This window comes from Streptomyces sp. NPDC027672 (assembly GCF_055566335.1).
The window spans coordinates 205,553-230,832 of record NZ_JBVHSO010000003.1 but is presented as its reverse complement, the minus strand read 5'-3'; the positions used below and the strand labels follow the sequence as shown (position 1 = coordinate 230,832).

Here is a 25,280-nt window from a genome sequence, read left to right as displayed (position 1 = left end):
GGCGCGCGTCCGGCAGCGGCACAGGAAGATCGGCGGCCAACCGCCGGTAACCCGGGAGGAACTCGGCCTTTACACGATCCAAACGTTGCCTGGCGTCCCTTTTTGCCGCGTTCGCTCGGATTGGGGATACCAGGCTCCCGACGACACGGAAAACAACCGTCTTATCGGTCTCCCCAACCAGCACATCGTGGGCTTAACTTATGTGCCATGACCTCCCCCCGCTCCACTTATGGTGGCGGCTACTACTCCGCCTCCTTCCCGGACACCCCGATCTACGACTCGCTCGTGGCCGAGCGTGGCACTCCGCAGATCGCCCCGATCCGGGTCCCCGCCGCCTACGACACGGGCAGCGGCCTGCCCGCCCTGCCGTCGGCACTGCCCGCCCTCCCGGCGGCCCCGGCACCCCAGCAGCCGCCCGCCTACGGCTACGGCTACCCGCAGACCCAGCAGCCCACACCGGTGCATGCGATGCACCAGGCTCCCACGGCGTACATCCCGCAGCAGGCGAGCGCCCCGCGCGGCTATCCCGGCCCGCAGGCCCCACAGCAGCAGCAGCGGCCGACGGCGCAGGGCGCCGGGTACGAGGCCATGCGTCCGGCCGCGCCGCGGCCCGCGCCGGCTCCCTACCAGGACCCGTACAACAACCAGCAGTACCGCGGCTACTGAGGCGCGTCCCGGCTGTCGGTGCCGCCTGGCACGATGGACGGCATGGGAAACGCCACGGTGCAGTCGATCCACGTCCATCCGGTCAAGGCGTTGCGGGGGGTGTCGCCCCGGACGGCCGTGGTGGAGCCCTGGGGCCTGGCCGGTGACCGGCGCTGGACGCTGATCGACAACGGGGGAAAGGTCGTCACACAGCGCGAGCAGCCGCGCCTCGCGCTGGCCGCCGCCGAGCCTCTGGCCGGCGGCGGCGTCCGGCTGTCCGCGCCCGGCCGCGAGCCGCTGACGGTCGAGGTGCCGGAGCCGGCGGAGACCGTGCCGGTGCACGTGTTCGGCACGGAGGTGGCGGGCGTCCCGGCCGCCGCGGCCGCGCACGCCTGGTGCGGCGCTTTCCTGGGCGCCGAGGTCCGCCTGGTCCACATGGACGACCCGGCCGTCCGCCGCCCGGTCGACCCGGAGTACGCCCTGCCCGGTGAGACGGTGAGTTTCGCCGACGGCTATCCGCTGCTGGTCACCACGGCCGCCTCGCTCGACGCGCTGAACTCCCTGATAGCCGCCGGGCCGTACGCCCACGAGGGCCCGCTGCCCATGAACCGGTTCCGGCCCAACGTCGTCGTCGCCGGCACCGAGCCCTGGGCCGAGGACCGCTGGAGACGGATCTCCGTCGGCGGGGTGGTCTTCCGGGCGGCCCGGCCGAGCGGCCGGTGCGTCGTGACCACCACCGACCAGGACACCGCGGCGCGCGGCCGGGAACCGCTGCACACCCTGGCACGCCACCGCCGCACCGGCGGCAGGCTGCTGTTCGGGCTGAACGTCGTCCCCCTCTCCCCCGGCACCCTCACCGTCGGCGACCCGGTGCGCGTGCTCGACGCCGCCGAGAGCGACGCCCTGGCGGCCGGCCGGTCCTGATGCGCCGGGCCGGGAACCCGGGGCGCGGTCCCGGTCGTTGGGACGGTGAGCAATGCGTGGGAGGCCGCGTGCGTCGGTCACCACGGCGGGGATGACGCCGCTTGCTCCCGGTCCGGTCCGGGACGAGCGCCGCCGCGGGGTGGTGACGGACCGGAAGGGGGTGGGGACATGCGGGCCCTCAGTGGGCTGTGGCGCTGGCGGCGCAATCCGCTGCGCCGTGCGACCGATCTGGCCGAGGCGTGGACGGCCCTCGTCGCGCTGCTACTGATCGCCGTGGTCGCGCCGGTGACGGGCTGGCTGGCCGGGTCCGCCGCCCAGGACTCGCTGCAGCGGTCGGCGCGGCAGCAGCAGCACGCGCGCCGGCTCGTCACGGCCACCGTGGTCCGGCAGTCGGGCGGCGCGCTGCCGGAGGTCGACCCCGAGACGGCCTCCGGGAGCACGACCCGCAGCCGGGTGCTGGCGTACTGGACCGGGCCGGACGGCACCGCGCGGCACGGCCAGGTCCTCTCGGACCTGAAGTCGCCGCACCGGGGCGACCGTTTCCGGCTCTGGACCGACCCGAGCGGCCGGATAACGACCCGCCCGCTGGACTCCGCGACGGCGATGACCCACGCCGTGCTCGCGGGGCTCGGCGCGGCCCTGCTGACCGCGGCCCTGGTCGAGACCGGCAGGCGGCTGACCGTGTGGCGCCTGGTCCGCAGGCGGTACGCGCGCTGGGACCAGGCGTGGGAGCGGGCGGGCCCGGACTGGGGCAAGGCGGGCACCGGCTGCTGACGGTCCCGCGGCCGTGGTCGGCCGGGCCGCACGCACGCGCTACGGTGGACCGGCCGAAGCGCTGTCGGCGCCGGCCCGCGAACGCGCTCACGCCCGCGGGCGGGCACGGTCGCGGTCCGGGCAGGGCCGCGGTCCGGACACCGGCGGCAGCGCGCCGACGGGCGGCGAGCCATCAGGACGACGAGGTGGGGGCACAGCAACGCCATGGCACAGGGCACGGTCCAGGTGACGCACACCGGTACATCGCGGTGGCGGCGCCGCACGGGTGAGTACGCTTCGCTCGCCGCCGCCCTGGAGGCCGCCGCCGACGGCGACGTCCTCACCATCGCCCCCGGCACCTACCGGGAGAACCTCGTCGTCCAGCGGGCGGTGACCCTGCGCGGGTCCGAGGGCTCGGCCGGCTCGGTGCGGATCGCGCCCCCGGACGGGGTGCCGCTCACCGTGCGGGCCTCGGCCGTGGTGCAGGACGTGCACGTGGAGGGCCAGGACGCGGCGGCGCCCGCGCTGCTGGTGGAGGACGGCACGCCCGAGCTGATGGACGTGCGGATCGTCACGCGGTCCGCCGTCGGCATCGAGGTGCGCGGCGGGGCCCGTCCGACCGTGCGCCGGTGCACCGTCGACAATCCGGCCGGTGTCGGCATCGCCGTGCTCGACGGCGCCGGCGGGGTGTTCGAGGACTGTGAGGTCGTCGCGGCCGGGCAGGCGGGCGTGGCGGTCCGCGGCGGCGCCCATCCGCGTTTGGAGCGCTGCCGGGTGCACCACGCCTCCGGCACCGGGATCACCGCGACCGGCGAGAACTCGGCGCTGGAGGCGGTGGGCTGCGAGATCTACGAGGTGCGCGGCTCCGGGGTGCAGGTCACCCAGCGGGCGACCGCGCATCTGACCGACTGCGATGTGCACCGCACCACCGCCGACGGGATCACCCTGGACACCGACGCGGTGCTCACCCTTGCCGACTGCCGCCTGCACGACATCCCGGAGAACGCGGTCGACCTGCGCTCGCGCTCGGTGCTGACGCTGACCCGGACGACGGTCCGCCGGTTCGGGCGCAACGGCCTGTCGGTGTGGGACCCGGGGACCCGGGTGGACGCCAACCAGTGCGAGATCTTCGACAGCACCGGTGACTATCCGGCGGTGTGGGTGAGCGACGGGGCCACCGCCGTGCTCGACTCCTGCCGGGTGCACGACGTGCCGGACGCGCTGTTCGTCCTGGACCGCGGTTCCCGCGCGGACGTCGTCGACAGCGACCTGTCCCAGGTGCGCAACACGGCCGTGTCGGTGAGCGACGGGGCGACCGCGCAGTTGGACGACTGCCGGATCAGGGACGCGGCCACCGGCGCCTGGTTCCGCGACCACGGCAGCGGCGGCACGCTCAACAACTGCACGCTGGACGGCACGCAGACCGGGGTGATCGTCACCAAGGGCGCCGACCCGACCGTCGAGCGGTGCACGGTCGACTCGCCCGCCGAGGCCGGTTTCTACGTCTCCGCGGGCGGCCGGGGCAGCTTCCTGCACTGCCGGGTCACCGGCAGCGGCGGCTACGGCTTCCACATCATCGACGGCTGCCGCACCACCCTGCGCAGATGCCGTACGGAGCGGTGCGCGCGCGGGGGGTACGAGTTCGCCGACGGCGGTCCGGACGCGGGCTCCGGCACGGGTCCGGTCGCGGAGGACTGCACCAGCGACGAGAGCGGCGGGCCCCGGACGCCCGCGCTGCCGGAGCCGGCCGTGCAGACGGTGCCGCCGGCCGGCGGTCTGCTGGGCGCGTTCCCGGGGCAGCGGGCGGCGGAGCCGCAACCGTCCGCCGGCACCGTGGAGCCGGTGCCGCCGGCGCGGACGTCGAAGGACGTGCTCGGCGAACTGGACGCGCTGGTGGGCCTGGAGAGCGTCAAGCGCGAGGTGCGGGCGCTGACCGACATGATCGAGGTGGGCCGGCGCCGGCAGTTGGCCGGCCTGAAGGCCGCCTCGGTCAAGCGGCATCTGGTCTTCACCGGCTCTCCGGGCACCGGCAAGACGACGGTCGCCCGGCTGTACGGCGAGATCCTCGCCTCGCTGGGCGTGCTGGAGAAGGGCCACTTGGTCGAGGTGTCCCGGGTCGACCTGGTCGGGGAGCACATCGGTTCCACGGCGATCCGCACCCAGGACGCCTTCGAACGGGCCCGTGGCGGTGTGCTGTTCGTCGACGAGGCGTACGCGCTCTCCCCGGAGGACGCCGGGCGGGACTTCGGCAAGGAGGCCATCGACACGCTCGTGAAGCTGATGGAGGACCACCGGGACGCGGTGGTGGTGATCGTCGCCGGGTACACCGCGGAGATGGAGCGTTTCCTCTCCGTCAACCCGGGTGTGGCGTCCCGCTTCTCCCGCACCATCACCTTCGGCGACTACGGCCCCGAGGAACTGCTGCGGATCGTGGAGCAGCAGGCCGACGAGCACGAGTACCGGCTGGCGCCGGGCGCGTCCGAGGCGCTGCTGAAGTACTTCACGGCGCTGCCGAAGGGTCCGGCGTTCGGCAACGGCCGTACGGCCCGGCAGACGTTCGAGGCGATGGTGGAGCGGCACGCCAGCCGCGTCGCCCAGCTCCCCGACCCCAGCACCGACGACCTGTCCCTGCTGTACGCGGAGGATCTGCCGGAGCTGCCCTGAGCGGCCCGAGCGGCCCGAGCGGCCCGGGAACGGATGTCCCGGGCCGTTCGCCGGTGCTACAGGTTGTCTCCCCAGCCGGGCTGGATCATGGTCTGGAACGCCCACTCGCCGTCCCGCCTGAGCAGGATGTCGGCGTAACGGAGCCGCTGGGAGTGGCCGTCGGCGGTCATGGTGGAGTCCGTGAAGACCACGGCCATGGAGGAGGACAGGAACACCGGTGTCCGGGTGGACTCGAAGGTGATGTCCTGGTCCCCTTCGCCCATCACCCCGCTCATGGTCGCGAGGAACCGCTCGCGGTCCCACTGCGCCGCCCGGCCGTCGCCCGCGGAGTCGTCGCTGACGAGGTTGAGCGGGAACACCGCCATGTCCGCCATCCGCGGGACGTCACGCCGGCCGCTCGCCGCGTCGTACTCCGCGAACCAGGCGTCCAGGCCGGCGCGGTCCTCGGCCGTCGGGGTGTATCCAGTGTCGGGCAGGTGGGTCATGCGGGCTCCTTCGGGGCTTGCTAGTCAAGTTTGTCTAGTGGCGCGCGCTGAGAGCGTATACCGCCCTACGCGACTAGTAAAACTTGATTAGCCGACTTTCCTTTCTCGTCCCGCTCCCGCCCCGCTCCCGCCGCCGGCCGGGAATCCGGTCCGTCAGGAGCCCGGCCGGTCAGGAATCCGGCCGGCCGGGGTCCGGGCGCTGGCCGGGGAGGCCGGGGCGCAGGCGGGTGAGGAGGCGTGCGCGTTCGCGGGTGAAGACGGGGTCCGACGGATAGGCGGAGTGGCCGAGGATCGGGGCCGGGAGCGGGTGGTCGGAGGTGCGGCCGTAGCCGCGCGGGTCGGGCAGGGGCTCGTGGTCGACGTCCGGCGTGGTGCCGTCGGACACGTGGACCGGGCCGCCGATGGGGTCGGTGCGGCGGTAGAGGTTGCGCCAGCAGGCGATGTCGCGGTGCAGGGCGGCGAGCGCCGGCGGGCCGAAGTGCGCCGGGAACCAGCGGCCGTACAGGCGTTCCAGCGGGGAGCCGTAGGTGAGCAGGGCGACCCGGGCGCGCACGGACGGCGGGAGCTGCCAGGCCGCCGCGGCGGCGAGGACGCTGCCCTGGGAGTGCCCGGACAGCACCAGCCGGCCTCCGGTGCGCCGGGTCCAGGTGATCATGCGCCAGGTCAGGTCCGGCACCGCGCGCTCGGCGTAGCAGGGCGGCGCGAAGGGGTGGGCGGCGCGCGGCCAGAAGGTGCCGACGTCCCACAGGATGCCGATGGTGCGCCGGGCCGAGGTGTCCTTGTAGGCCCGCCTGCCCCAGGTCACGAAGAGCAGGAAGCCGACCCCGACCAGCCAGGATCCCAGCGCCTGGGAGGTCTCGGCCAGGGCCCGCACGAGGTGGGGGGTGCGGTCGGCCGCGCCGTCGGGCGTCTCGCCGGTGCTCAGGGCGCCGGCCAGGGAGAAGGCGCCGAGCAGGAGGGTGGTGGCGGTCAGGACGCCGACGACGAGGGGCATCCGGTCGGTGAGGGTGGCCATGGCGCGGGCGTGCGCGATGGCGCGGGTGCGGGACGGGTCCTCGGGTTCGCCGGGGTGCTCGCGGCGCACGCGGGCGCGTTCGGCGCGGGCGAGCCGGGCGGTGCGCGCGGCGAGCCGGGCGGCCAGGAGCAGCAGCACCGCGAGGAACAGCGGGATGGCGGACGCCTGCCAGGTCAGCAGCACGGGCGGTCCGGTGAGCAGGGAGCGGGTGCCGTCCAGCCAGTCGGCGACGCGCTGGGCGAGACCGCCGGACATGACCCCGCCCAGCGCGCAGGCGAGCAGGGCGACGGCGGGTCCGCCGAGGCCCCGCATCCCGGCGCGCGCGTCGGGGCGGCGCCGGTACAGCAGCCGGGCGACGACGGCGAGGGCGACGACGAGCAGGACCTGGGCCAGCATGAGGGCGCCGAAGGCCGGGTCGCCGGGCAGCCGGCCGGTGGACCGCCAGCCGGGCCGGGACCAGCCGGCGTAGACCGCGGCGAGCAGCAGCAGGGCGAGCGCGCCCAGTTTGAGGGAGCGGACGAGGTGCCGGTCGAGGCGCTGGTCGAGCCGGTGCTCGCTGCGGCCCCGGCGGCAGACCACCCAGACCACCACCAGCGCCCAGCCGAGCAGGGCCGCGGTCAGGGCCCAGCCGAGGGCGTCCAGTATCTCGGGGCCGCCGGGCCGGTGATCGAAGCGGGCGGCCGGGGTGGTGACGGCCGCGGCCACCGTGAGCAGTCCCGCCGCGGTGTGGGCCGCGCGCAGCCGGGAGACCAGCCGGCGCCCGTACCAGAAGCCGGGCCGGGCCAGCGCACTGACGTGCGGGTCCGACCCGGAGGCGTCGGGGTCCGGCGCGGATGCGTCGGGGTCCGGGCCGGGCGCGTCGGGGTCCGGGCCGGGTTCCGGTGCGGACACCGGCTGCTGGGACTCGTAGGCGGCCCAGGTGCGGTGCGAGAGGTACCACAGCAGCGCGGTCAGCGCGACCGGCAGCACCGCGGCGAGGGCCAGCCGGCGGCCCGGCGCGCTCCACCAGCCGCCGGACCCGGCGGGTGCGCCGGGGGCCGCGGGTGCCAGGAAGCCCAGCCAGGAGTGGCGGCGGGCGCACGCCGGGACGCCCGCGCACTGCCAGGCCACCAGGTCCAGGGCGACCTCGCAGACGGCGGCGACCAGGAGCACGGTCAGGGTGAGGGCGGCCAGCCGTACCAGGAGGCCGTAGAGCCGGACGGTGCGGGGCCGGCCCGAGGCGGCGGGACGCATCCAGTGGGCCAGGTTGACGACCATGAACGGCAGCAGCAACAGCCACAGCGCGCGGCTGCCGTCACCGGAGGTGAGGTTGCACCAGACGTACGCCTCCTGCACCGGGCCGTCGCGGGACTCCCGCCCGGCCGGGGCGCCCCCGGCGTCCTTGGTGTCTCCGGCGTCCTTGGGGTCCTCGGCGTCCGCGGTGCGCCGGAAGACGGCGGCGGTGTCGTCGCCCGCGACCCGGACCGTGCGCGGGTCGCCGAGCATGGCGTCGGGCGTGGTGCCGCCGACTCCGTGCACCAGCAGTTCCAGATCGGTCTCCGACCGCCCCGGCCGCCCGGCCGTACGGTCCACCTCGCCCGCGTGGTCCCCGTGGCCTCCGTACCCCTCATGGCCGTCCCCGGGCCGGCCCTCGTGCCGCCGGTGGTCTGCGGACCGGTCCCCGTGCCGCCCCGCTGGGCGGTCCTGCGCGCGTTCCACTGTTCTCGCACATCCCCCGTGACGCCCCGACGTCTTGTGTGGTGCGGGTGTCAGGATCTCCGGTCCGGGGGCCGCGCGCACCCGTCGTCACGGAATCTCCTCGAACGCGGGTCACGGCGGACGGTCCGGCGGGCGGTGACGCGTCCGGGGCGGCGCCGTGGAAAGATGGGACGCCCGCGCACCGCCCGACGGGTGGACGTTCCTGGTGGGAGCCGGTGCGCCGGGCGTGTCGGATCGGTTGGCGGCGAAAGGACCGGAGCGTACGTGAGCGAGAATCAGAACCTCCTCGCGGAGCAGCGCCGCGCCCTGATCCTGGACGAGGTCCGGCGCCGGGGCGGGGTACGGGTCAACGAACTGACCCGCAAGCTGGGCGTCTCGGACATGACCGTCCGCCGCGACCTGGACGCGCTCGCCCGCCAGGGGATGCTGGAGAAGGTGCACGGCGGTGCGGTGCCGGTGGTCGAGGCGAGCACGCACGAGCCGGGGTTCGAGGCGAAGTCGGGGCTGGAGCCGACCGCCAAGGAGGAGATCGCGCGCGCCGCGGCCCGCCTGGTGGCCCCGGGCGCGGCGATCGCCCTGTCCGGCGGTACGACGACGTACGCGCTCGCGCGGCATCTGCTGGAGGTGCCCGACCTGACCGTGGTGACGAACTCGGTGCGGGTCGCGGACGTCTTCCACGCGGCGCAGCGCACCTCGGGGCAGCGGCAGGGGGCGGCCACGGTGGTGCTGACCGGCGGGGTGCGCACTCCGTCGGACTCGCTGGTGGGACCGGTGGCCGATCAGGCGATCGCCGCGCTCCACTTCGACCTGCTCTTCCTGGGCGTGCACGGCATATCGCTGGAGGCCGGTCTGTCCACGCCGAACCTCGCGGAGGCCGAGACCAACCGGCGTCTGGTGCACTCCGCGCGCCGGGTCGTGGTGGTCGCCGACCACACCAAGTGGGGCACGGTGGGCCTGAGTTCCTTCGCCACGCTGGACCAGGTGGACACGCTGGTGACCGACGCGGGGGTGCCCGCCGAGGCGCGCGCGGAGATCTCCGAGCAACTGCGGGTGATCGTGGCGGGCGAGCCGGAGGAAGAGGGCGCCTGACGGGCCGTCGGAGCGCGGCCGTGCGCCGGCCGGGGAGTGGGGGCCCACTCCGTGACCGGCGCCGGGACCCGGGGCAGGCGCGTCAGACCCGGAAGATGTCGAGGAAGCTGCTCCAGAAGCCCTTCTTCCTGGCGGATTCCTGGCGGGCGGCGGACGCCGGCGCGGTGGGCGGCGGCTGCTCCCCGGCGGCCGGGACGCCACGGCCGCGCAGCGCGGAGGTCATCCGGGTGGCCGGGGTGGGGCTGAAGGTCACGGGCAGCGCGACCAGCGCCCGGTGGAACGGGCCCGGCCGCCACTGGAGTTCCTTCTCGTGGGCGGCCAGGGTCAGGTCGGGCAGCGCGTTGAGGATCTTCTCGACCGCGGTGACGGCGATGACCTGCGCCGGGTCCTTGGCCGGGCATGCGTGCGGGCCGGCTCCCCAGCCCAGGTGGGCGCCCTTGCTGTGGGTCCGGCGGGCCTCGGCCAGCGCGGGATCGCTGTTGGCGGCGGCGAAGCTGATCACGACCGGGGTGCCCGCCTCGGCCACCACTCCGCCGAGGTCCACGTCCTGGACCGGGTAGTGGGTGGCGTAGTTGGCGATGGGCGTCTGGTTCCACAGCACATGGTCGATCGCCTCCTCGATCAGCATCCCGGAGTCGCGTCCGGTCGCGCCGGGTGACAGCAGCAGGAGCAGCGCGCTGCCGATCAGGTTGCGCTCGGGTTCGACGCCGGCGCCGATGAGGATGACGAGCTGGTCCTTGAGTTCCTCGTCGGTCAGTCCGGCGGGGTGCTGGATCAGCCAGGAGGTGACGTCGTCGCCGGGCCGGCGCCGCTTGAGGGCGATCAGCTCCATGAGGCAGGCGGAGATGTCCTCGTTGGCGCGCTGGGCGTCGTTGCCGTCGAACATCGCCGACATGGCGCTGGTGAGGGTGTCGCCGATGTCGGCGGGGCAGCCGAAGAGCTTGTTGAACAGCAGCAGCGGCAGCAGCTTGGCGTAGTCGTTGAGGAGGTCGGCCCGGCCGCGCTCGCTGAACTGGTCGATGAGGTAGTCGGCGAGGGGCTCGACGTCGCGGCGGACCCGGGTCATGTTCAGCCGGGCGAGGCTCTCCGTGACGGCCTTGCGCAGCCGCAGGTGCACGGCGCCGTCGGTGAACAGGCAGTTGGGCCGGTACGCCATCATCGGCAGCACCGGGTTGTCCGGCCCGATCCGTCCTTCGTTGAGCGCCTTCCAGCGGCGGGCGTCCCGGGCGAAGAGCGTGGTGTTCTGCAGCACGCGCAGCGCCATCTCGTGGCCGACGACCAGGGTGGCGTCGACGCCGGGCGCGAGTTCCACCGGTCCGGCCGGGCCCTGGGCGCGCAGCCGGTCGTAGACCTGCTGCGGGTCGGCGGCGAACTCGGGGTCGTACAGGGGGCATCTGGCCCCGGCGGGGGCTGACTGGCGGTCCATGGGGGTGTTCCTTCTGGTGGCTCCGGGCCGAGGGGTCCGGGCGAACGGGGGTGTCAGGCGGCTCGGGCGAGCAGATGCCGCACGAGCGCGATCAGCGCGCGGGCGGAGGACTGCCGGTCACGGGCGTCGCAGTAGACGACGGGGGTGTCCGGGAGGAGGTCGAGGGCCTCGCGCACCTCCGCCTCCGCGTACGCCGTGCCCGCCTCGAAGCTGTTGACCGCGATGGCGTACTCCAGGCCGTAGCGCTCGATGAGGTCGATGACGGGGAAGGTCTCCTCCAGCCGGGCGGGATCGACCAGGAGCAGCGCGCCCAGCGCGCCGCGGGCCATGTCCTCCCAGAGCTGCATGAAGCGCTGCTGTCCGGGCGTGCCGAACAGGTACAGCACGAGGTCGTCGCTCAGCGTCAGACGGCCGAAGTCCAGGGCCACGGTGGTGGTGGTCTTGTCCGCCACTCCCCTGAGGTCGTCCACGTGGAGTGACGCCTGGGTCATCTTCTCCTCGGTGCGCAGCGGAGTGATCTCCGACAGCGAGCCGATGAAGGTCGTCTTGCCCACCGCGAAGTGGCCGACGACCAGGATCTTGGCGGCGTTGGTCACCGCGCTGGAGACGTAGATGGATCCAGGGGCCGTCTCAGCCGATGAGGGATTGGAGTCCATTCAGAACCTTCTCCAGGGTCGCTCTGTCAACGTTCTGAGCCCGGGGCGGCTCGGCGCGGCGCAGCAGGTGGCCTTGCTCCGCTAAATCGGTCAGCAGCAGCCGGGCCACGCCCACCGGCAGTCCCACGTGGCCGGCCACCTCGGCGACCGACAGGTAGCCGCCCGCGCACAGGTTCCAGATCGCCATCACCTCGGGGCCGGCTCCGAGCGGAGGCGTCCGCTCGGGAGCCAGCGTGACCAGGGTGTGCAGGGCCAGCTCGTCCGCGTCCGGCAGCGTGCGGCCGCCGGTGATGACGTAGGAGCGGACGAAGTCGCTGGTGACCGAGGCTTCCTCGCCGGGTGTCGTCATGCGCCGGCACCGTGGTCCGAGCGCGGCGCGACACTCATCGCCTTGCTCAGGGCGGACACCGTCTTCTGCATGCGGAAGGACATGGCCTCCATGTCGACGTCCAGCGCGGCGGAGACGGCGAGGTACGAGCCCTGGCCGGCGGCGATCAGGAAGATCCAGCCGCCGTCGTACTCCAGCAGCGTCTGCTTCCAGATGCCGTGTCCCGCCCCCACGAAGCCCGCGACGGCGCGGCTGAGCGACTGCATGGAACTCATCGCGGCCGCGTTCGTCTCGGCGTCGTCCCGCCCGATGTCGTCCGAGCGCTGCAGCAGCAGGCCGTCGCCCGAGACGAGGATCGCGTGCCGGGCGCCACGCACCTCCAGCACGTCGTTCAGCACCCAGGACAGGTCGGTCTTCACTGGTCGTCAGATCCTTCCGTGGTGTTCGTGGTGCGACCGAGGTGTGTGCCGCGGGCGAACGCCCCGAGCCGCGAGGCCGTCACCTCGCTGGCCGGTTCGGGCGTCCCCTCCTGATCGGTGCTTTCGAGGGCGGGGACCACGGTGACGGGGCCGCCGCGCCGACGGCGTTTGGGCAGCCCGCCCGAGGTCGTGCCCACCACGTGCGAGGGGCCCACGACCGGGACCGGTGCCAGGCGCTGGGGCGCGCTCTCGACGGCCGCGGTGTCCTGCGCGCCGGCCACGGGGGCGGGGGCTTCGGCGGCGAGGAGGCTTTCGGGCACACGGATCACTGCACGCACTCCGCCGTAGGGGGACACGGAACCGACGGAGACGGCGAAGCCGTAGCGGGCGGCGAGCATGCCGCACACGGCGAAGCCGAACCGCGGCGGGTCGCCGAGACCGGTGATGTCGACGGGACCGTCCACGGACAGCAGGGCCGCCGCCCGGTCCTTGGTCTCCTGGTCCATGCCGAGGCCGGCGTCGTCCACGATGAAGCACACGCCGGTCGGCACGCTCTGGATGTTGATCTCGACCGGTGTTCCGGGCGCGCTGTAGGTCGTGGCGTTGTCCAGCAGCTCGGCCAGGACGACGGCCACCGGTTCGACCGCCTTGCCGGCGAGCGAGACGTTGACCTGCGAGTGGACGCTGACCCGGTCGAAGTCCTTGATCCGGCCCTGGGCGCTGCGGGCGACGTCGTAGACCGTGGCGGAGCCGTCGCGCCGGCCGAGCCAGCCGCCGCAGAGCACGGAGATGCCCTTGGCGCGGCGGCTGAACTGGCTGCCGGTGTGGTCGATCGTCATCAGGTCGGCCAGGACGTCCGTGGTGTCGCCGTACTTCTTCAGCAGGTCGTCGAGGAGCACCTGCTGCTCTTCGGCCAGCGACTGGAGCGTGCCCATCGCGGACTTCAGCACGGCCTTGGTCGCCGCCTCCGCGTCCGCCCGTACGTCGGCGAGGTCGCGCTGCTGCTGCGCGGTCAGCGCGGCGACGTGGGCGTGCAGCCGGCCGGCGTCGCCGCGGGCCTCGCCCAGTCCGGCTTCCAGCTCCTTTCTCGTTCTTCGGAGAGCCATGTTGGTTCTCCGGGCCCGCATCACCGCGAGGACCGCGGCGACGAGCACCACCAGCAAGATCCACAGCAGTGGATCCCGGGACAATGACGTCATGAGACTCTCTTCAAGTCGCAGCGCGCCGGACATGTGAGCAGCGCGATGGTGCCTTCGAGACTGGCCCCCCGGACGCGTTGATGACACGCCGTCAGTCCATTGAAAAGTGCGATGATCTTATCAGCCGCAGTCAGGCAACCAGCTTGCCCAGAGCGCCACTTGAGACGTCACCAAACCCACACAGCCTCGTCACCCGCCGGTCGGGCGCCGGCGCCGACGGCGGAACGTGACCGGATCGTTTCCGGCCGGACGCCCGTCCGGTACCCGTCCTCAGTCCGGCCACGCCCCCGTCGCCAGGAACGCGTCGATCGCCGCCGCGTACGGCGCGACGTCCAGGCCCTGCTCCGCGAGCCACGCGTCCGAGTAGTACTTGTCGAGGTACCGGTCGCCCGGGTCGCACAGCAGGGTGACCACGCTGCCGGTACGGCCCCCGGCCACCATCTCCGCGACGATCCTCAGCGCGCTCCACAGGCCGGTGCCCGTGGAGCCGCCCGCCTTGCGGCCGAGGGCCGCCTCCAGCGCCCGCACGGCGGCGACGCTCGCCGCGTCCGGCACCTTCATCATCCGGTCGATCGCGCCGGGTACGAAGCTGGGCTCCATACGCGGCCGCCCGATGCCCTCGATCCGTGAGCCGCAGTCGCAGGTGACGTCCGGGTCGCCGGTGGTCCAGCCCGCGAAGAAACAGGAGTTGTCCGGGTCGGCGACACAGATCCGGGTGTCGTACTGCATGTAGTGGACGTAGCGGGCGAGGGTCGCGGAGGTGCCGCCGGTGCCCGCCGTGGCCACGATCCAGGCCGGCTCCGGGAACCGCTCCAGCCGCAGTTGGCGGAAGATGGATTCGGCGATGTTGTTGTTGCCCCGCCAGTCCGTGGCCCGCTCGGCGTAGGTGAACTGGTCCATGTAGTGGCCGCCGGTCTCCGCCGCCAGCCGGGCGGACTCCTCGTACATCTTCCGGGAGTCGTCCACGAAGTGGCACCGGCCGCCGTGGAACTCGATGAGACGGCACTTCTCGGCGCTGGTCGTGCGCGGCATGACCGCGATGAACGGTACGCCGATCAGCTTCGCGAAGTACGCCTCGGAGACCGCCGTCGAACCGCTGGACGCCTCGATCACCGGACGGCCCGGCCGGATCCAGCCGTTGCACAGGCCGTACAGGAACAGGGAGCGGGCCAGCCGGTGCTTGAGGCTGCCGGTGGGATGGGTGGACTCGTCCTTCAAATAGAGGTCGATACCCCACCGCTCGGGCAGCGGGAAGCGCAGCAGGTGCGTGTCCGCCGACCGGTTGGCGTCGGCCTGGACCTTGCGAACGGCTTCTTTCAGCCAGTCGCGGTAGGCGGGGTCGCTGCGGTCCACATCGAGGGTGGCGCCGGTCCTGATCTGGGGTGGGGTGCTCACGGCGGGGCTCCTTACGCTGGTCGCCGACGGCGCCTGGCGCGGGCCGGCAGATCGAGCATAGGCACCTTTCACACACGTTCCCACCTGCATAAACGCATCTTTGGGCGTCCCAAAGACCCGCTGGGGCACGCACGTGCGAGCCGGCCGGACCCGTCCTGGTGCTCCGTACGGCTGTCGTGCGCCGCCCGCGCGCACTGGTGCTCGACGCCGTACGGAGGCAGACTGCACGCGACGGGACGGTCCGTCCCGAACGGGGGCGCACACGCAACCACGGGAACACCGCGAGGGGGCGGCGAGACATGGCGGAGCCGGAGTTCACGGCCACAGGCGTGCGGATCGGCAGACGGCTGCGCTCGCTCACCCGGGCCGGACAGGTCCGGATCAGCGACGGCAGGCTCCAGTTGCTCACCAGCTACGGCAGCGAGATCGACAGCGCGCCGCTGCGGGCGGTGCGCGCCTCCACGCCCTGGTTCGTGTCCGACGACCGGGCGCTGGCCGACCTGAACGGCACGCGGTACCTGCTGACCCTGGGCCAGCGGGACCCGGTGCCGGACCGGTCCGGGCCGCCCGCGGCACGGCGCTTCGTCGAAGCGGTACGCCGGGCGGCCGGACGCGGCGGCTGAACGGCGGAACGCGGCGGCTGCGCGGGGCGGAGCGAAGCGGCTTCGCCGTGGCCGCGGTGGGGCGCCGAAGCGGATCGCCGTGGAAGCGGCGCCGCCGTGGCAGCGGTGGGGCGCCGCCGTGGCAGCGGCGCGGTGCCGTTGTGGCCGGTGCGGTGCAGGGGCGGCAGCGGTGTGGCGCCGTCGCAGTCGGCGCGTCGCCATCGCGGTCGGTGCGGCGTCACCGCGGTCGGCGCGGCACCATCGCGGTCGATGCGGCGCATGGGCGACCGGTGCGGCGCCACCCCGGTCAGTGCGGCGCCGGTGCGGTCGGCGCGTCACCATCGCGGTCGGTCCGGTGCCACCGCAGTCGGTCCGGTGCCACTACGGTCGGCCGGGCGGGCGTGACCTCGGCGGTGGGCGGGCGTGGCGCGGACGCGTATCGTCACCGCGCCGTCGCGGCGAGTTGCGGGAGCGCACCCGCTGCGTCACGCTGGTCTCACTTCACTCTGGGTTTACCGGCGATAACGCTGCGAACCAGCCCGCCGGTCAGGACAGCAGGCGGACGTTTGGACGCAAGCACCCTGCTGGATCCGTTGTTCTCCGTGTTCCTCCGGTTCCTCCGGACCTCACATCGGGGAGTCGCAGCCGTGATCAGTCATCCAAGCAGGTACTGCACGGTGGAGCTCCAAGCCCTGCCGTCGCGGATCGGCCAGGTCCGCAGAATCGTATCTGCGCAGTTGCGCTACTGGCATCTGGACTCGTTGATCGACCGGGCCGCGCTCGGCGTGACGGAGCTGCTGAGCAACGTCCACCGGCACGCGCGGCCCGACAAGTCGTGCACCGTCGAGCTGGAGCTGCTGCCGGACCGCCTCACCGTCTCGGTGCGCGACCACGACCCCCGCCTTCCGGTGCCGGTCGACACCGCGGATCCGCCGGACGCCACCCCGCTGGCCACCTGCGGGCGGGGTCTGGCGATGGTGGCCGCGGTGAGCGAGAGCTGGGGCGCGCGGCCGGACGGCGAGAACGGCAAGGTCGTGTGGTTCACGCTGCCGGCTCCGGCGGCGGCGCGCAGCCATCCGGTCGTGACCGTGCGGAGCGCGGCACGACCGGCGACGGCACCGGTGCCCGCCGCGGCGGGCGCGGCGACGGAGGTCTCCGCCGCCGCGGGGACCGGGATACCGGCCGGGGCCGGGGCGGCGGTGGGCGGTCGGGCCGGTGCTCCGGTCGAGACGGTCGTCGCGGCGAGCGTGGCCGGGGCGGCAGCGATGGCGGCCGGACCTCCCGTCGCGCCCACGTTGCAACCCGCTTCCCCGGCTCCCACCGCAGGCTCCGCTTCCCCGACACCCGGCGCAGGCCCTGTTTCCCCGGCTCTCACCACGGGTTCCGCCTCCCCGACTCCCGCCGCAGGGTCCGCCTCCCCTGCGGTCGGGGCACCCGCGCCCGCAGGGTCGGCCGTTCGCGGCTGACCCTGCGGGCGCGCTTCTCCGTCCCGGACTCCTGGCGAGGAGCCCGGGATGCCCGTGTGCCCCCACCCACCCCATCCCGCCCCGGCGACGGCGCGGACTGGCGCCCTGTAACTACTAGTATGTACAGTGCTTGCATGAGCACCCCGGAACGACTGATCGAATCCGCCCGCGAGCTGCTGTGGGAGCGCGGGTACGTGGGTACCAGCCCGAAGGCGATCCTGGAGCGCGCCGGAGCCGGCCAGGGCAGCATGTACCACCACTTCAAGGGCAAGCCGGACCTCGCCCTGGCGGCGATCCGGCGCACCGCCGAGGAACTCCGGGCCACCGCCGAGGCCGTGCTCGGCGGGCCCGGCACGCCGTACGAGCGCATCCAGGCGTATCTGCTGCGCGAGCGCGATGTGCTGCGCGGCTGCCCGGTCGGCCGGCTGACCATGGATCCGGACGTGATCGCGAGCGAGGACCTGCGCGCACCGGTCGATGCGACGATCTCGGCGATCCGGGACCGGATCGCCGAGATCGTCGAAGAGGGCAAGCGCGAGGGGCAGTTCGCACCGGAGCTGGACGGCGCGGAGATCGGCGCTGCCGTCCTCGCCACCGTGCAGGGCGGTTACGTTCTCGCCCGCGCGTCCGGCTCCCCCGCCGCCTTCGACGCCGGCGTGCGCGGTCTGCTCGCCCTGCTCGCCCCCCGGACTCCCGGACAGGAGAACTGAGTCGCATGCGCCTCACCCGACAGCGTCCCGGCACCCGGCGGGGCCCGGCGGAGAACGTGCCGGGCACCTTCATGACCCGCCTGGCGGCCGTGGCGGCCGCCGCGGACGGCACCACGACCGGGTGGCACGCACACGTGGCCGTCCACCCCGCCTGAGAAGGGAAGCGCGAAGTGCACGCGATGCAGTACGAGTTCACCTTGCCCGCCGATTACGACATGGGAATCGTCCGGTCCCGGGTCGCCCGCGTCGGGCACCTGCTGGACGACTGGGACGGCCTGGGCGTCAAGACGTATCTGATGCGCGAGCGGGGAGTGAACGGTTCGCCGGTGAACCAGTACGGGCCGTTCTATCTGTGGAACACCCTGGAGGGCATGAACCGGTTCCTGTGGGGCGGCGCCTTCCAGGGACCCGTCGACGACTTCGGGCGGCCGGCGGTCCGGCAGTGGACCGGTCTGGCCTTCGAGGAGGGTGCCGCGAGCGCCGCCGCGCCCGCGTTCGCCGTCCGACGGCGGCAACCGGTGCCGGAAGGCGTGGAGTTGGCGTCCTTCATGGCGGACGCGGTGAAGGAGACCGAGCGGCTGGCGGCGGACGGGGCCGTACTCGCGGCGGCGGCCGTGGACACGCGCGCCTGGGAGCTGGTGCACTTCTCCCTCTGGGAGCACGGCCTCTGGGAGCACGACACCCCGAAGGCCGACGGCGATCTCTTCCAGGTGCTGCACCTGTCCGCGCCCGGCCGGGACCGGCTCGCGCACGGGAGGCACTGGTGAGGCGCGTCCGTACGGTCCTCGGTGACATCCCGCCCGCGGAACTGGGCGTGTGCGACGCGCACGACCACCTCTTCCTGCGCAGCCCGCTGCTGCCGGGGCAGGAACTGGACGACGTGTCCGCCGCGCGGGCCGAGCTGGCGGCGTTCCGCGCGGCGGGCGGAGCGGCCGTCGTGCAGTGGACGCCGTACGGCATGGGGCGCCGGGCGGCGGACCTGCCCGCGCTGTCCCGGACGGCCGGCGTGCGGATCGTCTGCGCCACCGGGATGCATCAAGCCGCCCATTACGACCCGGAGTTGCTGGAGCGGCTGAGTGGCGCGGCGCTGGCCGGTCTGTTCGTCCGCGAACTCACCGAAGGTATCGGGACGTCCGGGGTCCGAGCCGGTCTGATCAAGGTGGCGGGCGGTTTCCACGGGCTCGACGCCCATGCCCGCCGGACGATGACGGCGGCGGCCGAGGCGCATCACGCCACCGGCGCGCCGATCGCCGTACACCTGGAGCTGGGCACCGGTGCGCTGGACGTACTGGACCTGTTGTGCGAGGAGCTGGGCGTGCCCGGGGAGCGGGTGATCCTGGGGCACCTGAACCGCTTCCCCGACCCGGTGGTGCACCAGGAGGCCGCCGCGGCGGGCTGCTGGCTGGCCTTCGACGGGCCGTCCCGCGCCCACCACGCCGCCGACTGGCGGATGCCGGAGGCCGTACGGGCCCTGGCCGAGGCGGGGTTCGGGGACCGGCTGCTGCTCGGCGGGGACACGGTGACCGCCGGGGCGCGTTCGGTCGACGGCGGGCCCGGGATGCCGTACCTGCTGCGCCGGGTGCGGCAGCGGCTGGCGGTGGCGGTGGGCGGGGAACTGGTGGAGCGGATACTCACCGAGCACCCGGGGCGGGCGTTCGCCGTCGACTGGAGGTGAGCAGTCGCGGGTAGAAGGTGCGGCTGTGTCCGGGCCCTCGGCACGGCTGGGGCGCCGGCTGGCTGGAGGTCCTGTCGCGCCCTACCGTCGGCCGCGCCGAACGGCCCGCCACCGGCCCGTCGCCTCCCGGTCCACCCCAGACCCGCCGGACCTTCCGCCCCCGACCCGCCGGGCCTCCCGACCCGCCGGACTCGGCTCACTCGCTCTCGGTCAGCGCCGACAGCGGGTCGTCCAGTACCGGCTGCCAGGCCAGTTCCGCCGCGCCGACCAGGCTGCTGTGGTCCAGGGTGCACGGCAGGATGGGTACGCCCCCGCTCTGGCCCCACAGGCTGCGGTCCGCGACGACCGCGCGCAGCCGGCCGGGGTCCGCTTCCAGCAGGGTGCGGTGCAGGCCGCCGAGGATGATGCGGTCCGGGTTGAGGATGTTGACCAGGCCGGCCAGACCGAGGCCGAGGCGGTCGATGAGGGCCTCGGCCGCCCTGCGGACGGCCGGGTCGCCGTACTGGGTGCGCAGCAGGTCGCCGGCCTGCTGGAGCAGTGACACCTCGGGGCCGGGATCGCGGCCGGCCTCCATGAGCAGGGCCAGCGGGTCGGCCTCCACGTCCAGGCAGCCCCGGCCGCCGCAGTGGCAAGGGCGGCCCTCGGGGTTGACCGTGAGGTGGCCGACCTCCAGGGCGAGGCCCGAACTGCCGGTGTGCAGACGGCCGTCCAGGACCAGCGCGCCGCCGACACCGCGGTGTCCGGTGGCCACGCACAGCAGGTGCCGCGCGCCCCGGCCGGCGCCGTGCCGGTGCTCGGCGAGCGCGACGAGGTTGACGTCGTTGCCGGTGAACGCGGGCCCGGCGAGACCGGCGGCGCGCACGCACTCCGCGAAGGTCCGGCGGACGGGCGCGCCGACGGGCCAGGCCAGGTGCAGCGGGTTGAGGGCCAGGCCGTCGGGCTCGGCGACGGCGGACGGCACGGCGAGTCCGGCGCCGACGCAGCGCCGGCCGGTGTCGCGCAGCAGCCGCGCGCCCGCCTCCACGACGCTGCCGAGCACCTTGGCCGGGTCGGCGTCGACGGTCTCGCAGCCGGGCGCGGTCGCCACGATCCGCCCGCCGAGCCCGACCAGCGCGGCCCGGAAGCCGTCGGCGTGGATCTGGGCCGCGAGCACCACCGGCCCGTCCTCGGCGACCTCCAGCCGGTGCGAGGGGCGTCCCTGGGAGCCGGCCGCGGAGCCGGGCCGGGCGTCCACCCGGATCAGGCCGAGCGCCTCCAGCTCGGCGGCGACCGCGCCGGCCGTGGCCCGGGTGACGCCGAGTTCGGCGGTGAGCACGGCCCGGGTCGGCGCCCGTCCGGTGTGCACCAGCTCCAGCGCGGGCCCGAGGGCACCGCGGCCCCGGTCCAGCCGCGCCCTCGAGGTGGTCCTCTCCCCCGGTGTCCGGGGTTCCGCCTTGCCGTTCATGAGGGCGAGTCTCCCATGATCCGCACCCGGGGCGACCGGTGCCGCCCGCACCCGGCCGCTCACCGGGAGGGCGGGACGCGGCCGTCCGGTGCGGCGAGTCCGGCGCCGACGCAGCGCCCGGGCAGACGCGCGGCACCCTGTGGCGGGCGGGCCGCGAAGGGCCGCCGAAGCCCAACGGGCCGCCGCAGCGCGGACGCACGACGCGGTACGGCCCGGGTCCGGGCGCCGTCGGCGCCGAACGGACCCCCCGGGTACGTCTGGCTGCTCCTGTCACCGTCACGGGGGAGGGCGGGTCCGGGCGGGCGTCGGCGTCTTGGTGCGGGCCAGGGCCGCCTCGGCGAACCGTCCGGGAAGGGTTTCGCCAGGGCCGCGCCCACCCGCGCCAGGCGGCGCGCGGGGCGTGCTTCCGCTCGGTGGCCGGCGGCTCCGGGACGTGCACGGCGCCCGGCGCGACCTCCGCGCGCTCCCGGCGATACGGCCCGTCCTGTGTGCCCCGCGCTGTCCACGGCCCCTGAGCTGCGGCTCCGCTAGCCTGGACGCACGATGAGCGACCGTATGACGACACCGTGGGGCGAGGTCGAGCTGACCCGCTTCCCCGAGGACCCGCGCGACCGGCTGCGTGCCTGGGACGCCTCCGACGCGTATCTGCTGCACCATCTCGCCGAGGAGCGGGTGCCGCTCACGGGCACGGTCGTGGTGGTCGGGGACCGGTGGGGCGCGCTGGTCACCGCGCTGGCGGAGCACCGGCCGGCCCAGATCACCGACTCCTTCCTCGGCCAGGAGGCGACCCGGGCGAACCTGCGGCGGGCCGGCGTGGAACCGGGCGCCGTGAGGCTGCTCACCACCCAGGATCCGCCGCCGGAGCGGGTGGACGTGCTGCTGGTGCGGGTGCCCAAGAGCCTGGCGCTGCTGGAGGACCAGTTGCTGCGGCTGGCCCCGGCCGTGCACGCGGACACGGTCGTGGTCGGCACCGGCATGGTGAAGGAGATCCACACCTCGACGCTTCGGCTCTTCGAGCGGATCCTCGGGCCGACCCGGACCTCGCTGGCCCGGCAGAAGGCGCGGCTGGTCTTCTGCACCCCGGACCCGGCGCTGGAGCGGCCCGCGAACCCGTGGCCGTACAGCTACACCCTCCCGGACGGCATCGGCGCGGTGTCGGGGCGCACGGTGGTCAACCACGCGGGCGTCTTCTGCGCCGACCGGCTGGACGTCGGCACCCGCTTCCTCCTGGAGCATCTGCCCGGCCCGGGCCCCGGACGGGTGGTGGACCTCGGCTGCGGCAACGGCGTGGTCGGTACGGCGGTGGCGCTGGCCGATCCGACGGCCGAGGTGCTGTTCGTGGACGAGTCGTACCAGGCGGTGGCCTCGGCGGAGGCGACGTACAAGGCGAACGGGGTGCCGGGGCACGCCGAGTTCCGGGTCGGGGACGGGCTGGCCGGGGTCGCCGCCGCCAGTGTGGACCTGGTGCTGAACAACCCGCCGTTCCACTCCCACCAGGCGACCACGGACACGACGGCCTGGCGGATGTTCACCGGGGCGAAGCGCGCGCTGCGGCCGGGCGGCGAGCTGTGGGTGATCGGCAACCGGCACCTCGGCTACCACCTGAAGCTGAAGCGGCTGTTCGGCAACAGCCAATTGGTCGCCAGTGACCCGAAGTTCGTCGTGCTGAAGGCCGTCAAGAGGGCGTAGGACAGCCGCCGGCAGTGCGCGGCCCCGGCCACCTCGTCCCGGCCGCCGCCGGCAGTGCGCGGCCGGCCGCCTCGTCCCGGCCGCCGCCGTCGCGCCGGAGCGGGAGCGGCGGCCGGGCGAAGGAAGATCAGCCGACCATGCGGGCGAGAATCAGCCGGCCATGCGGGAGAGGATCAGCCGGCCGTGCGGGAGAGGACGCCGATGATCCGGGTCACCTCGCGGGCCATCGCCTCCCGGCCGACGGTGAGGTACTTGCGGGAGTCGACGGCCTCGGGGTGGGCGGCGAGGAACGCGCGGATCGCGCCGGTCATCGCGATGTTGAGGGCCGTGCCGACGTTGACCTTGGCTATGCCGCCGCGGACCGCCGCCACCAGCCCCTCGTCCGGCACCCCGGAGGAGCCGTGCAGGACGAGCGGGATGGCCAGCGCGGCGGACAGCCGCTCCAGGAGCGCCTGGTCGAGCACGGCGGTGCGGGTGGTCATGGCGTGCGCGCTGCCGACGGCGACGGCCAGGGCGTCGACGCCGGTGCCGGTGACGAAGTCCCGGGCCCGGCCGGGATCGGTACGGGCGCCGGGCGTGTGCGCGTCCAGCGGGGGCCGGCCGTCCTTGCCGCCGATCTGCCCCAACTCGGCCTCGATCCAGAGCCCTTGGGCATGCGCCCAGTCGGCGGCGGCGCGGGTGGCGGCCAGGTTGCCGGCGTACGGCAGGCGGGCCGCGTCGTACATGACCGAGCCGAACCCGGCTTCGGGCGCCTGGCGCAGCAGCTCGTCGCTCTGCACGTGGTCCAGGTGCAACGCGACCGGTACGGCCGCCTGTCCGGCCGCCGCGACGGCGGCGCGGGCCAGCGGCAGGAGCCGCCCGTAGCGGAACTTGACGGCGTTCTCGCTGACTTGGAGGACCACGGGTGAGCCGGCCGTTTCGGCGCCGGCGATGACGGCCTCGATGTGTTCCAGGGTGATGACGTTGAACGCGGCGACGGCGGTGCGGGCCGCGGCGGCCCGGGTGATCAGCTCGCCGGTGGGCACGAGGGGCACGAGGTGTCCTTCCTCTTCCTTCCCTGTTCCTCCTGAAGGGCGGCGGGCTCAGGGGGCGAGGATCACCGAGCGGGTGAGGTGGCGGGGCCGGTCGGGGTCGAGTCCCCGGGCGGCGGCGACCGCGACCGCAAGCCGCTGTACGCGGACGAGTTCGGCGAGCGGGTCCAGCGTCCCCTCGATCCACGTGCCGCCGGTGGCGCGGACCTGTGCGGCGAGTCCGTCGGGTGCCGTGCCCAGCATCCAGGTGGCGGTGCCCTCGGTGGTCACGCTGATCGGGCCGTGCCGGTACTCCATCGCCGGGTACGCCTCGGTCCAGGACAGGGACGCCTCGCGCATCTTCAGTGCGGCTTCGTTGGCGAGCCCGACGGTCCAGCCGCGGCCCAGGAAGGTGAACTGGGCGCACTCCACGAGCCCTTCGGGCAACGGGGTGGCGAGGGCGGTGCGCGCGTCGGCGACGGCGGCGTCGGTGTGCAGGCCGAGGTGGGCGCGCAGCAGGGTGACCGCGGTGGTCGCGAACCGGGTCTGCACGACGGAGCGTTCGTCGGCGTAGTCCAGGACGAGGAGGTCGTCCGCGGCTGCCACGACCGGGGTGCCGGGGTCGGCGGTGACGGCGGTGGTGCGGGTCCGCCCGGCCAACGCACCCAATAGTTCCAGCACTTCGGTGGTGGTGCCGGACCGGGTGAGGGCGACGACCCGGTCGTACGACCGTCCGCGGGGGAACTCCGAGGCGGCGAACGCGTCGGTCTCGCCCTGCCCGGCGCCCTCGCGCAGCGCGGCCACCGCCTGGGCCATGAAGTACGAGGTCCCGCACCCGACGACGGCGACCCGCTCCCCCGGCCGCGGCAGCGCGTCCCGGTGCCGTCCGGCCTGCTCGGCCGCCCGTGCCCAGCACTCCGGCTGGCTGTTCAGCTCGTTCTCGACATGGGTCATGCCCACACCCTCCCCTTGCTGATTGTTCCTGCAAGATATAGCGAGCTTTCGAACACAATCAAGCATTCGGGGGGTACGACGGGTGCGCTAGGGTCGCCGGGAGACGGAAAGCGATCGAAGAGCGGCCGGAAGGTCACCACCCGGCGACCGGGAGATCGTCCGGAAGAGGGGAACGGAGGCTGCGGATGTCCCGGGACGCCCGCTGGAAGGCGCTGCTGGAACTGCTCGTCGAGCGCGGCCGGCTGGACGTCGAGGAGGCCGCGGCCGAGCTGGCGGTGTCGGCGGCCACGATCCGCCGGGACTTCGACCAGCTCGCCGAACAGCAGATGCTGGTCCGCACCCGGGGCGGGGCCGTGGTGCACGGAGTGTCGTACGAACTCCCGCTGCGCTACAAGACGGCCCGCCGCGCCTCCGAGAAGCAGCGCATCGCCAAGGCGGTGGCCGAACTCCTCGCGCCGGGCGAGGCGGTGGGGCTGACCGGCGGTACGACGACCACGGAGGTGGCCCGCGCGCTGGCCGTGCGCGGTGACCTCGCCACCGGTTCGCCGGCGCTGACCGTCGTCACCAACGCGCTCAACATCGCCAACGAGCTGGCCGTACGCCCCCAGTTCAAGATCGTGGTGACGGGCGGGGTGGCGCGCGCGCAGTCGTACGAGCTGATCGGTCCGCTCGCGGACGGGGTGCTGGGCCAGATCACGCTCGACGTGGCGGTGCTCGGTGTCGTCGGGTTCGACGTCGCGCACGGGGCGGCTGCGCACGACGAGGCGGAGGCCGCCGTCAACCGTCTGCTGTGCGAGCGCGCCGAGCGGGTGGTGGTCGCCGCCGACTCCAGCAAACTGGGCCGCCGGGCCTTCGCCCGGATCTGCGGGACGGAGCTGGTGGACACGCTGGTGACGGACGCGGCGGCGGAGCGCGAGACGGTACGGCGGTTCGAGGAGGCGGGCGTGCGGGTGCTCACCGTGTGAGACACCGGGCCCCGGCCCGGACACGGCCGCGCGCTTCCGCCGCGTCACCACCCGTCTCGCCCCGCCCTC

Annotated in this window: 23 protein-coding genes and 1 pseudogene; 13 read left to right on the top strand and 11 right to left on the bottom strand. The window is 74.1% G+C overall.

Features of this window, described 5'->3' with window-relative positions:
• Positions 1-207: 207 nt before the first annotated feature.
• The 4 genes from ACZ4SV_RS09340 (at position 208) to ACZ4SV_RS09325 (ending at position 4,986) form a co-directional block, all read left to right on the top strand.
• Positions 208-666 carry a DUF6643 family protein gene (locus ACZ4SV_RS09340; protein WP_468002804.1) on the top strand — a complete coding sequence of 153 codons (459 nt, stop codon included), beginning with the start codon at positions 208-210 and terminating at the stop codon, positions 664-666.
• A gap of 42 nt (positions 667-708) precedes the next feature.
• Positions 709-1,569: an MOSC domain-containing protein gene (locus ACZ4SV_RS09335; protein ID WP_468002802.1), complete on the top strand. Its 861-nt coding sequence runs from the start codon at positions 709-711 to the stop codon at positions 1,567-1,569.
• A 168-nt stretch (positions 1,570-1,737) separates the two neighbouring features.
• A complete protein-coding gene (locus ACZ4SV_RS09330; RefSeq protein ID WP_468002800.1) occupies positions 1,738-2,343 on the top strand; it encodes an Rv1733c family protein in 606 nt (201 codons plus the stop codon).
• A 204-nt stretch (positions 2,344-2,547) separates the two neighbouring features.
• Entirely contained in the window at positions 2,548-4,986 is a 2,439-nt protein-coding gene (locus ACZ4SV_RS09325; RefSeq protein ID WP_468002798.1) for a right-handed parallel beta-helix repeat-containing protein, read from the top strand.
• 56 nt (positions 4,987-5,042) lie between these two features.
• On the opposite strand, the gene ACZ4SV_RS09320 is transcribed toward ACZ4SV_RS09325, so the two are convergent.
• Together ACZ4SV_RS09320 and ACZ4SV_RS09315 are read right to left on the bottom strand one after the other, a co-directional pair.
• A complete protein-coding gene (locus tag ACZ4SV_RS09320) occupies positions 5,043-5,471 on the bottom strand; it encodes a nuclear transport factor 2 family protein (RefSeq protein WP_397939375.1) in 429 nt (142 codons plus the stop codon).
• Between the two features lie 169 nt (positions 5,472-5,640).
• Positions 5,641-8,184, bottom strand: a complete 2,544-nt coding sequence (locus ACZ4SV_RS09315) for a hypothetical protein (RefSeq protein ID WP_468002796.1) — start codon at positions 8,182-8,184, stop codon at positions 5,641-5,643.
• Positions 8,185-8,448: 264 nt separating this feature from the next.
• On the opposite strand from ACZ4SV_RS09315, the gene ACZ4SV_RS09310 reads away from it, so the two are divergent.
• Positions 8,449-9,273: a DeoR/GlpR family DNA-binding transcription regulator gene (locus tag ACZ4SV_RS09310; RefSeq protein ID WP_365880553.1), complete on the top strand. Its 825-nt coding sequence runs from the start codon at positions 8,449-8,451 to the stop codon at positions 9,271-9,273.
• 82 nt (positions 9,274-9,355) lie between these two features.
• Here ACZ4SV_RS09310 and ACZ4SV_RS09305 read toward each other — a convergent pair whose 3' ends face one another.
• The 6 genes from ACZ4SV_RS09305 to cds1 form a co-directional block, all read right to left on the bottom strand.
• Positions 9,356-10,699 (bottom strand): cytochrome P450 family protein, encoded by a 1,344-nt coding sequence (locus ACZ4SV_RS09305; RefSeq protein WP_468002793.1) that lies wholly within the window; start codon positions 10,697-10,699, stop codon positions 9,356-9,358.
• A 53-nt stretch (positions 10,700-10,752) separates the two neighbouring features.
• Positions 10,753-11,355, bottom strand: coding sequence for a GTP-binding protein (locus ACZ4SV_RS09300; RefSeq protein ID WP_365880549.1), 603 nt, complete (start codon positions 11,353-11,355; stop codon positions 10,753-10,755).
• Positions 11,330-11,704: a DUF742 domain-containing protein gene (locus ACZ4SV_RS09295; protein WP_365880547.1), complete on the bottom strand. Its 375-nt coding sequence runs from the start codon at positions 11,702-11,704 to the stop codon at positions 11,330-11,332. Before ACZ4SV_RS09295 ends, ACZ4SV_RS09300 begins: the two co-directional genes overlap by 26 nt.
• Positions 11,701-12,102, bottom strand: a complete 402-nt coding sequence (locus ACZ4SV_RS09290) for a roadblock/LC7 domain-containing protein (protein WP_365880545.1) — start codon at positions 12,100-12,102, stop codon at positions 11,701-11,703. The genes ACZ4SV_RS09295 and ACZ4SV_RS09290 overlap by 4 nt, the downstream gene beginning before the upstream one ends.
• Positions 12,099-13,301, bottom strand: a complete 1,203-nt coding sequence (locus tag ACZ4SV_RS09285) for an ATP-binding protein (RefSeq protein WP_468002790.1) — start codon at positions 13,299-13,301, stop codon at positions 12,099-12,101. The genes ACZ4SV_RS09290 and ACZ4SV_RS09285 overlap by 4 nt, the downstream gene beginning before the upstream one ends.
• A 270-nt stretch (positions 13,302-13,571) precedes the next feature.
• Positions 13,572-14,696 carry an L-cysteine desulfhydrase Cds1 gene (cds1, locus tag ACZ4SV_RS09280; protein ID WP_365880541.1) on the bottom strand — a complete coding sequence of 375 codons (1,125 nt, stop codon included), beginning with the start codon at positions 14,694-14,696 and terminating at the stop codon, positions 13,572-13,574.
• 299 nt (positions 14,697-14,995) lie between these two features.
• Here cds1 and ACZ4SV_RS09275 point away from each other — a divergent pair, with 299 nt between their 5' ends.
• The 6 genes and pseudogenes from ACZ4SV_RS09275 (at position 14,996) to ACZ4SV_RS09250 (ending at position 19,149) form a co-directional block, all read left to right on the top strand.
• Positions 14,996-15,319 (top strand): hypothetical protein, encoded by a 324-nt coding sequence (locus ACZ4SV_RS09275; RefSeq protein ID WP_365880539.1) that lies wholly within the window; start codon positions 14,996-14,998, stop codon positions 15,317-15,319.
• 626 nt (positions 15,320-15,945) lie between these two features.
• Positions 15,946-16,497, top strand: a pseudogene (locus ACZ4SV_RS09270) (ATP-binding protein); the annotation flags it as partial.
• A 386-nt stretch (positions 16,498-16,883) separates the two neighbouring features.
• Complete coding sequence (locus tag ACZ4SV_RS09265; protein WP_468002787.1) at positions 16,884-17,474, top strand: TetR/AcrR family transcriptional regulator; 591 nt, start codon at positions 16,884-16,886, stop codon at positions 17,472-17,474.
• Positions 17,475-17,479: 5 nt separating this feature from the next.
• A complete protein-coding gene (locus ACZ4SV_RS09260; RefSeq protein WP_468002785.1) occupies positions 17,480-17,629 on the top strand; it encodes a hypothetical protein in 150 nt (49 codons plus the stop codon).
• A gap of 15 nt (positions 17,630-17,644) precedes the next feature.
• On the top strand, positions 17,645-18,241 hold the full coding sequence (locus ACZ4SV_RS09255; protein WP_468002784.1) for a DUF4865 family protein: 597 nt from the start codon (positions 17,645-17,647) through the stop codon (positions 18,239-18,241).
• Positions 18,238-19,149 (top strand): phosphotriesterase family protein, encoded by a 912-nt coding sequence (locus ACZ4SV_RS09250; protein WP_468002782.1) that lies wholly within the window; start codon positions 18,238-18,240, stop codon positions 19,147-19,149. The genes ACZ4SV_RS09255 and ACZ4SV_RS09250 overlap by 4 nt, the downstream gene beginning before the upstream one ends.
• Positions 19,150-19,345: 196 nt before the next feature.
• Here ACZ4SV_RS09250 and ACZ4SV_RS09245 read toward each other — a convergent pair whose 3' ends face one another.
• The gene (locus ACZ4SV_RS09245; RefSeq protein ID WP_468002780.1) at positions 19,346-20,593 is read right to left on the bottom strand and encodes an ROK family protein; all 1,248 of its coding nucleotides are present in this window, start codon (positions 20,591-20,593) and stop codon (positions 19,346-19,348) included.
• 555 nt (positions 20,594-21,148) lie between these two features.
• Between ACZ4SV_RS09245 and ACZ4SV_RS09240 the strand changes: the two genes are divergently transcribed.
• Positions 21,149-22,282 (top strand): methyltransferase, encoded by a 1,134-nt coding sequence (locus tag ACZ4SV_RS09240; protein WP_468002778.1) that lies wholly within the window; start codon positions 21,149-21,151, stop codon positions 22,280-22,282.
• Positions 22,283-22,455: 173 nt separating this feature from the next.
• Here the strand turns inward: ACZ4SV_RS09240 and ACZ4SV_RS09235 are convergent, their stop codons facing one another.
• Both ACZ4SV_RS09235 and ACZ4SV_RS09230 read right to left on the bottom strand, forming a co-directional pair.
• The gene (locus ACZ4SV_RS09235) at positions 22,456-23,316 is read right to left on the bottom strand and encodes a class II fructose-bisphosphate aldolase (RefSeq protein WP_468002776.1); all 861 of its coding nucleotides are present in this window, start codon (positions 23,314-23,316) and stop codon (positions 22,456-22,458) included.
• A gap of 48 nt (positions 23,317-23,364) precedes the next feature.
• On the bottom strand, positions 23,365-24,246 hold the full coding sequence (locus tag ACZ4SV_RS09230; RefSeq protein WP_365878452.1) for an SIS domain-containing protein: 882 nt from the start codon (positions 24,244-24,246) through the stop codon (positions 23,365-23,367).
• Positions 24,247-24,431: 185 nt separating this feature from the next.
• Here ACZ4SV_RS09230 and ACZ4SV_RS09225 point away from each other — a divergent pair, with 185 nt between their 5' ends.
• Positions 24,432-25,211, top strand: a complete 780-nt coding sequence (locus ACZ4SV_RS09225) for a DeoR/GlpR family DNA-binding transcription regulator (RefSeq protein ID WP_468002774.1) — start codon at positions 24,432-24,434, stop codon at positions 25,209-25,211.
• The last annotated feature ends 69 nt before the right edge of the window (positions 25,212-25,280 follow it).

What these genes read in the sequence shown, in the direction of transcription:
- ACZ4SV_RS09225 (WP_468002774.1), top strand. Translation starts at nt 24,432, where the DNA reads ATGTCCCGGGACGCCCGCTGGAAGGCGCTGCTGGAACTGCTCGTCGAG.
- ACZ4SV_RS09260 (WP_468002785.1), top strand. Translation starts at nt 17,480, where the DNA reads ATGCGCCTCACCCGACAGCGTCCCGGCACCCGGCGGGGCCCGGCGGAG.
- ACZ4SV_RS09325 (WP_468002798.1), top strand. Translation starts at nt 2,548, where the DNA reads ATGGCACAGGGCACGGTCCAGGTGACGCACACCGGTACATCGCGGTGG.
- ACZ4SV_RS09300 (WP_365880549.1), bottom strand. Translation starts at nt 11,355, where the DNA reads ATGGACTCCAATCCCTCATCGGCTGAGACGGCCCCTGGATCCATCTAC.
- ACZ4SV_RS09335 (WP_468002802.1), top strand. Translation starts at nt 709, where the DNA reads ATGGGAAACGCCACGGTGCAGTCGATCCACGTCCATCCGGTCAAGGCG.
- ACZ4SV_RS09230 (WP_365878452.1), bottom strand. Translation starts at nt 24,246, where the DNA reads ATGACCCATGTCGAGAACGAGCTGAACAGCCAGCCGGAGTGCTGGGCA.
- ACZ4SV_RS09275 (WP_365880539.1), top strand. Translation starts at nt 14,996, where the DNA reads ATGGCGGAGCCGGAGTTCACGGCCACAGGCGTGCGGATCGGCAGACGG.
- ACZ4SV_RS09285 (WP_468002790.1), bottom strand. Translation starts at nt 13,301, where the DNA reads ATGACGTCATTGTCCCGGGATCCACTGCTGTGGATCTTGCTGGTGGTG.
- ACZ4SV_RS09265 (WP_468002787.1), top strand. Translation starts at nt 16,884, where the DNA reads ATGTACAGTGCTTGCATGAGCACCCCGGAACGACTGATCGAATCCGCC.
- ACZ4SV_RS09240 (WP_468002778.1), top strand. Translation starts at nt 21,149, where the DNA reads ATGACGACACCGTGGGGCGAGGTCGAGCTGACCCGCTTCCCCGAGGAC.
- ACZ4SV_RS09340 (WP_468002804.1), top strand. Translation starts at nt 208, where the DNA reads ATGACCTCCCCCCGCTCCACTTATGGTGGCGGCTACTACTCCGCCTCC.
- ACZ4SV_RS09245 (WP_468002780.1), bottom strand. Translation starts at nt 20,593, where the DNA reads ATGAACGGCAAGGCGGAACCCCGGACACCGGGGGAGAGGACCACCTCG.
- ACZ4SV_RS09295 (WP_365880547.1), bottom strand. Translation starts at nt 11,704, where the DNA reads ATGACGACACCCGGCGAGGAAGCCTCGGTCACCAGCGACTTCGTCCGC.
- ACZ4SV_RS09305 (WP_468002793.1), bottom strand. Translation starts at nt 10,699, where the DNA reads ATGGACCGCCAGTCAGCCCCCGCCGGGGCCAGATGCCCCCTGTACGAC.
- ACZ4SV_RS09320 (WP_397939375.1), bottom strand. Translation starts at nt 5,471, where the DNA reads ATGACCCACCTGCCCGACACTGGATACACCCCGACGGCCGAGGACCGC.
- ACZ4SV_RS09330 (WP_468002800.1), top strand. Translation starts at nt 1,738, where the DNA reads ATGCGGGCCCTCAGTGGGCTGTGGCGCTGGCGGCGCAATCCGCTGCGC.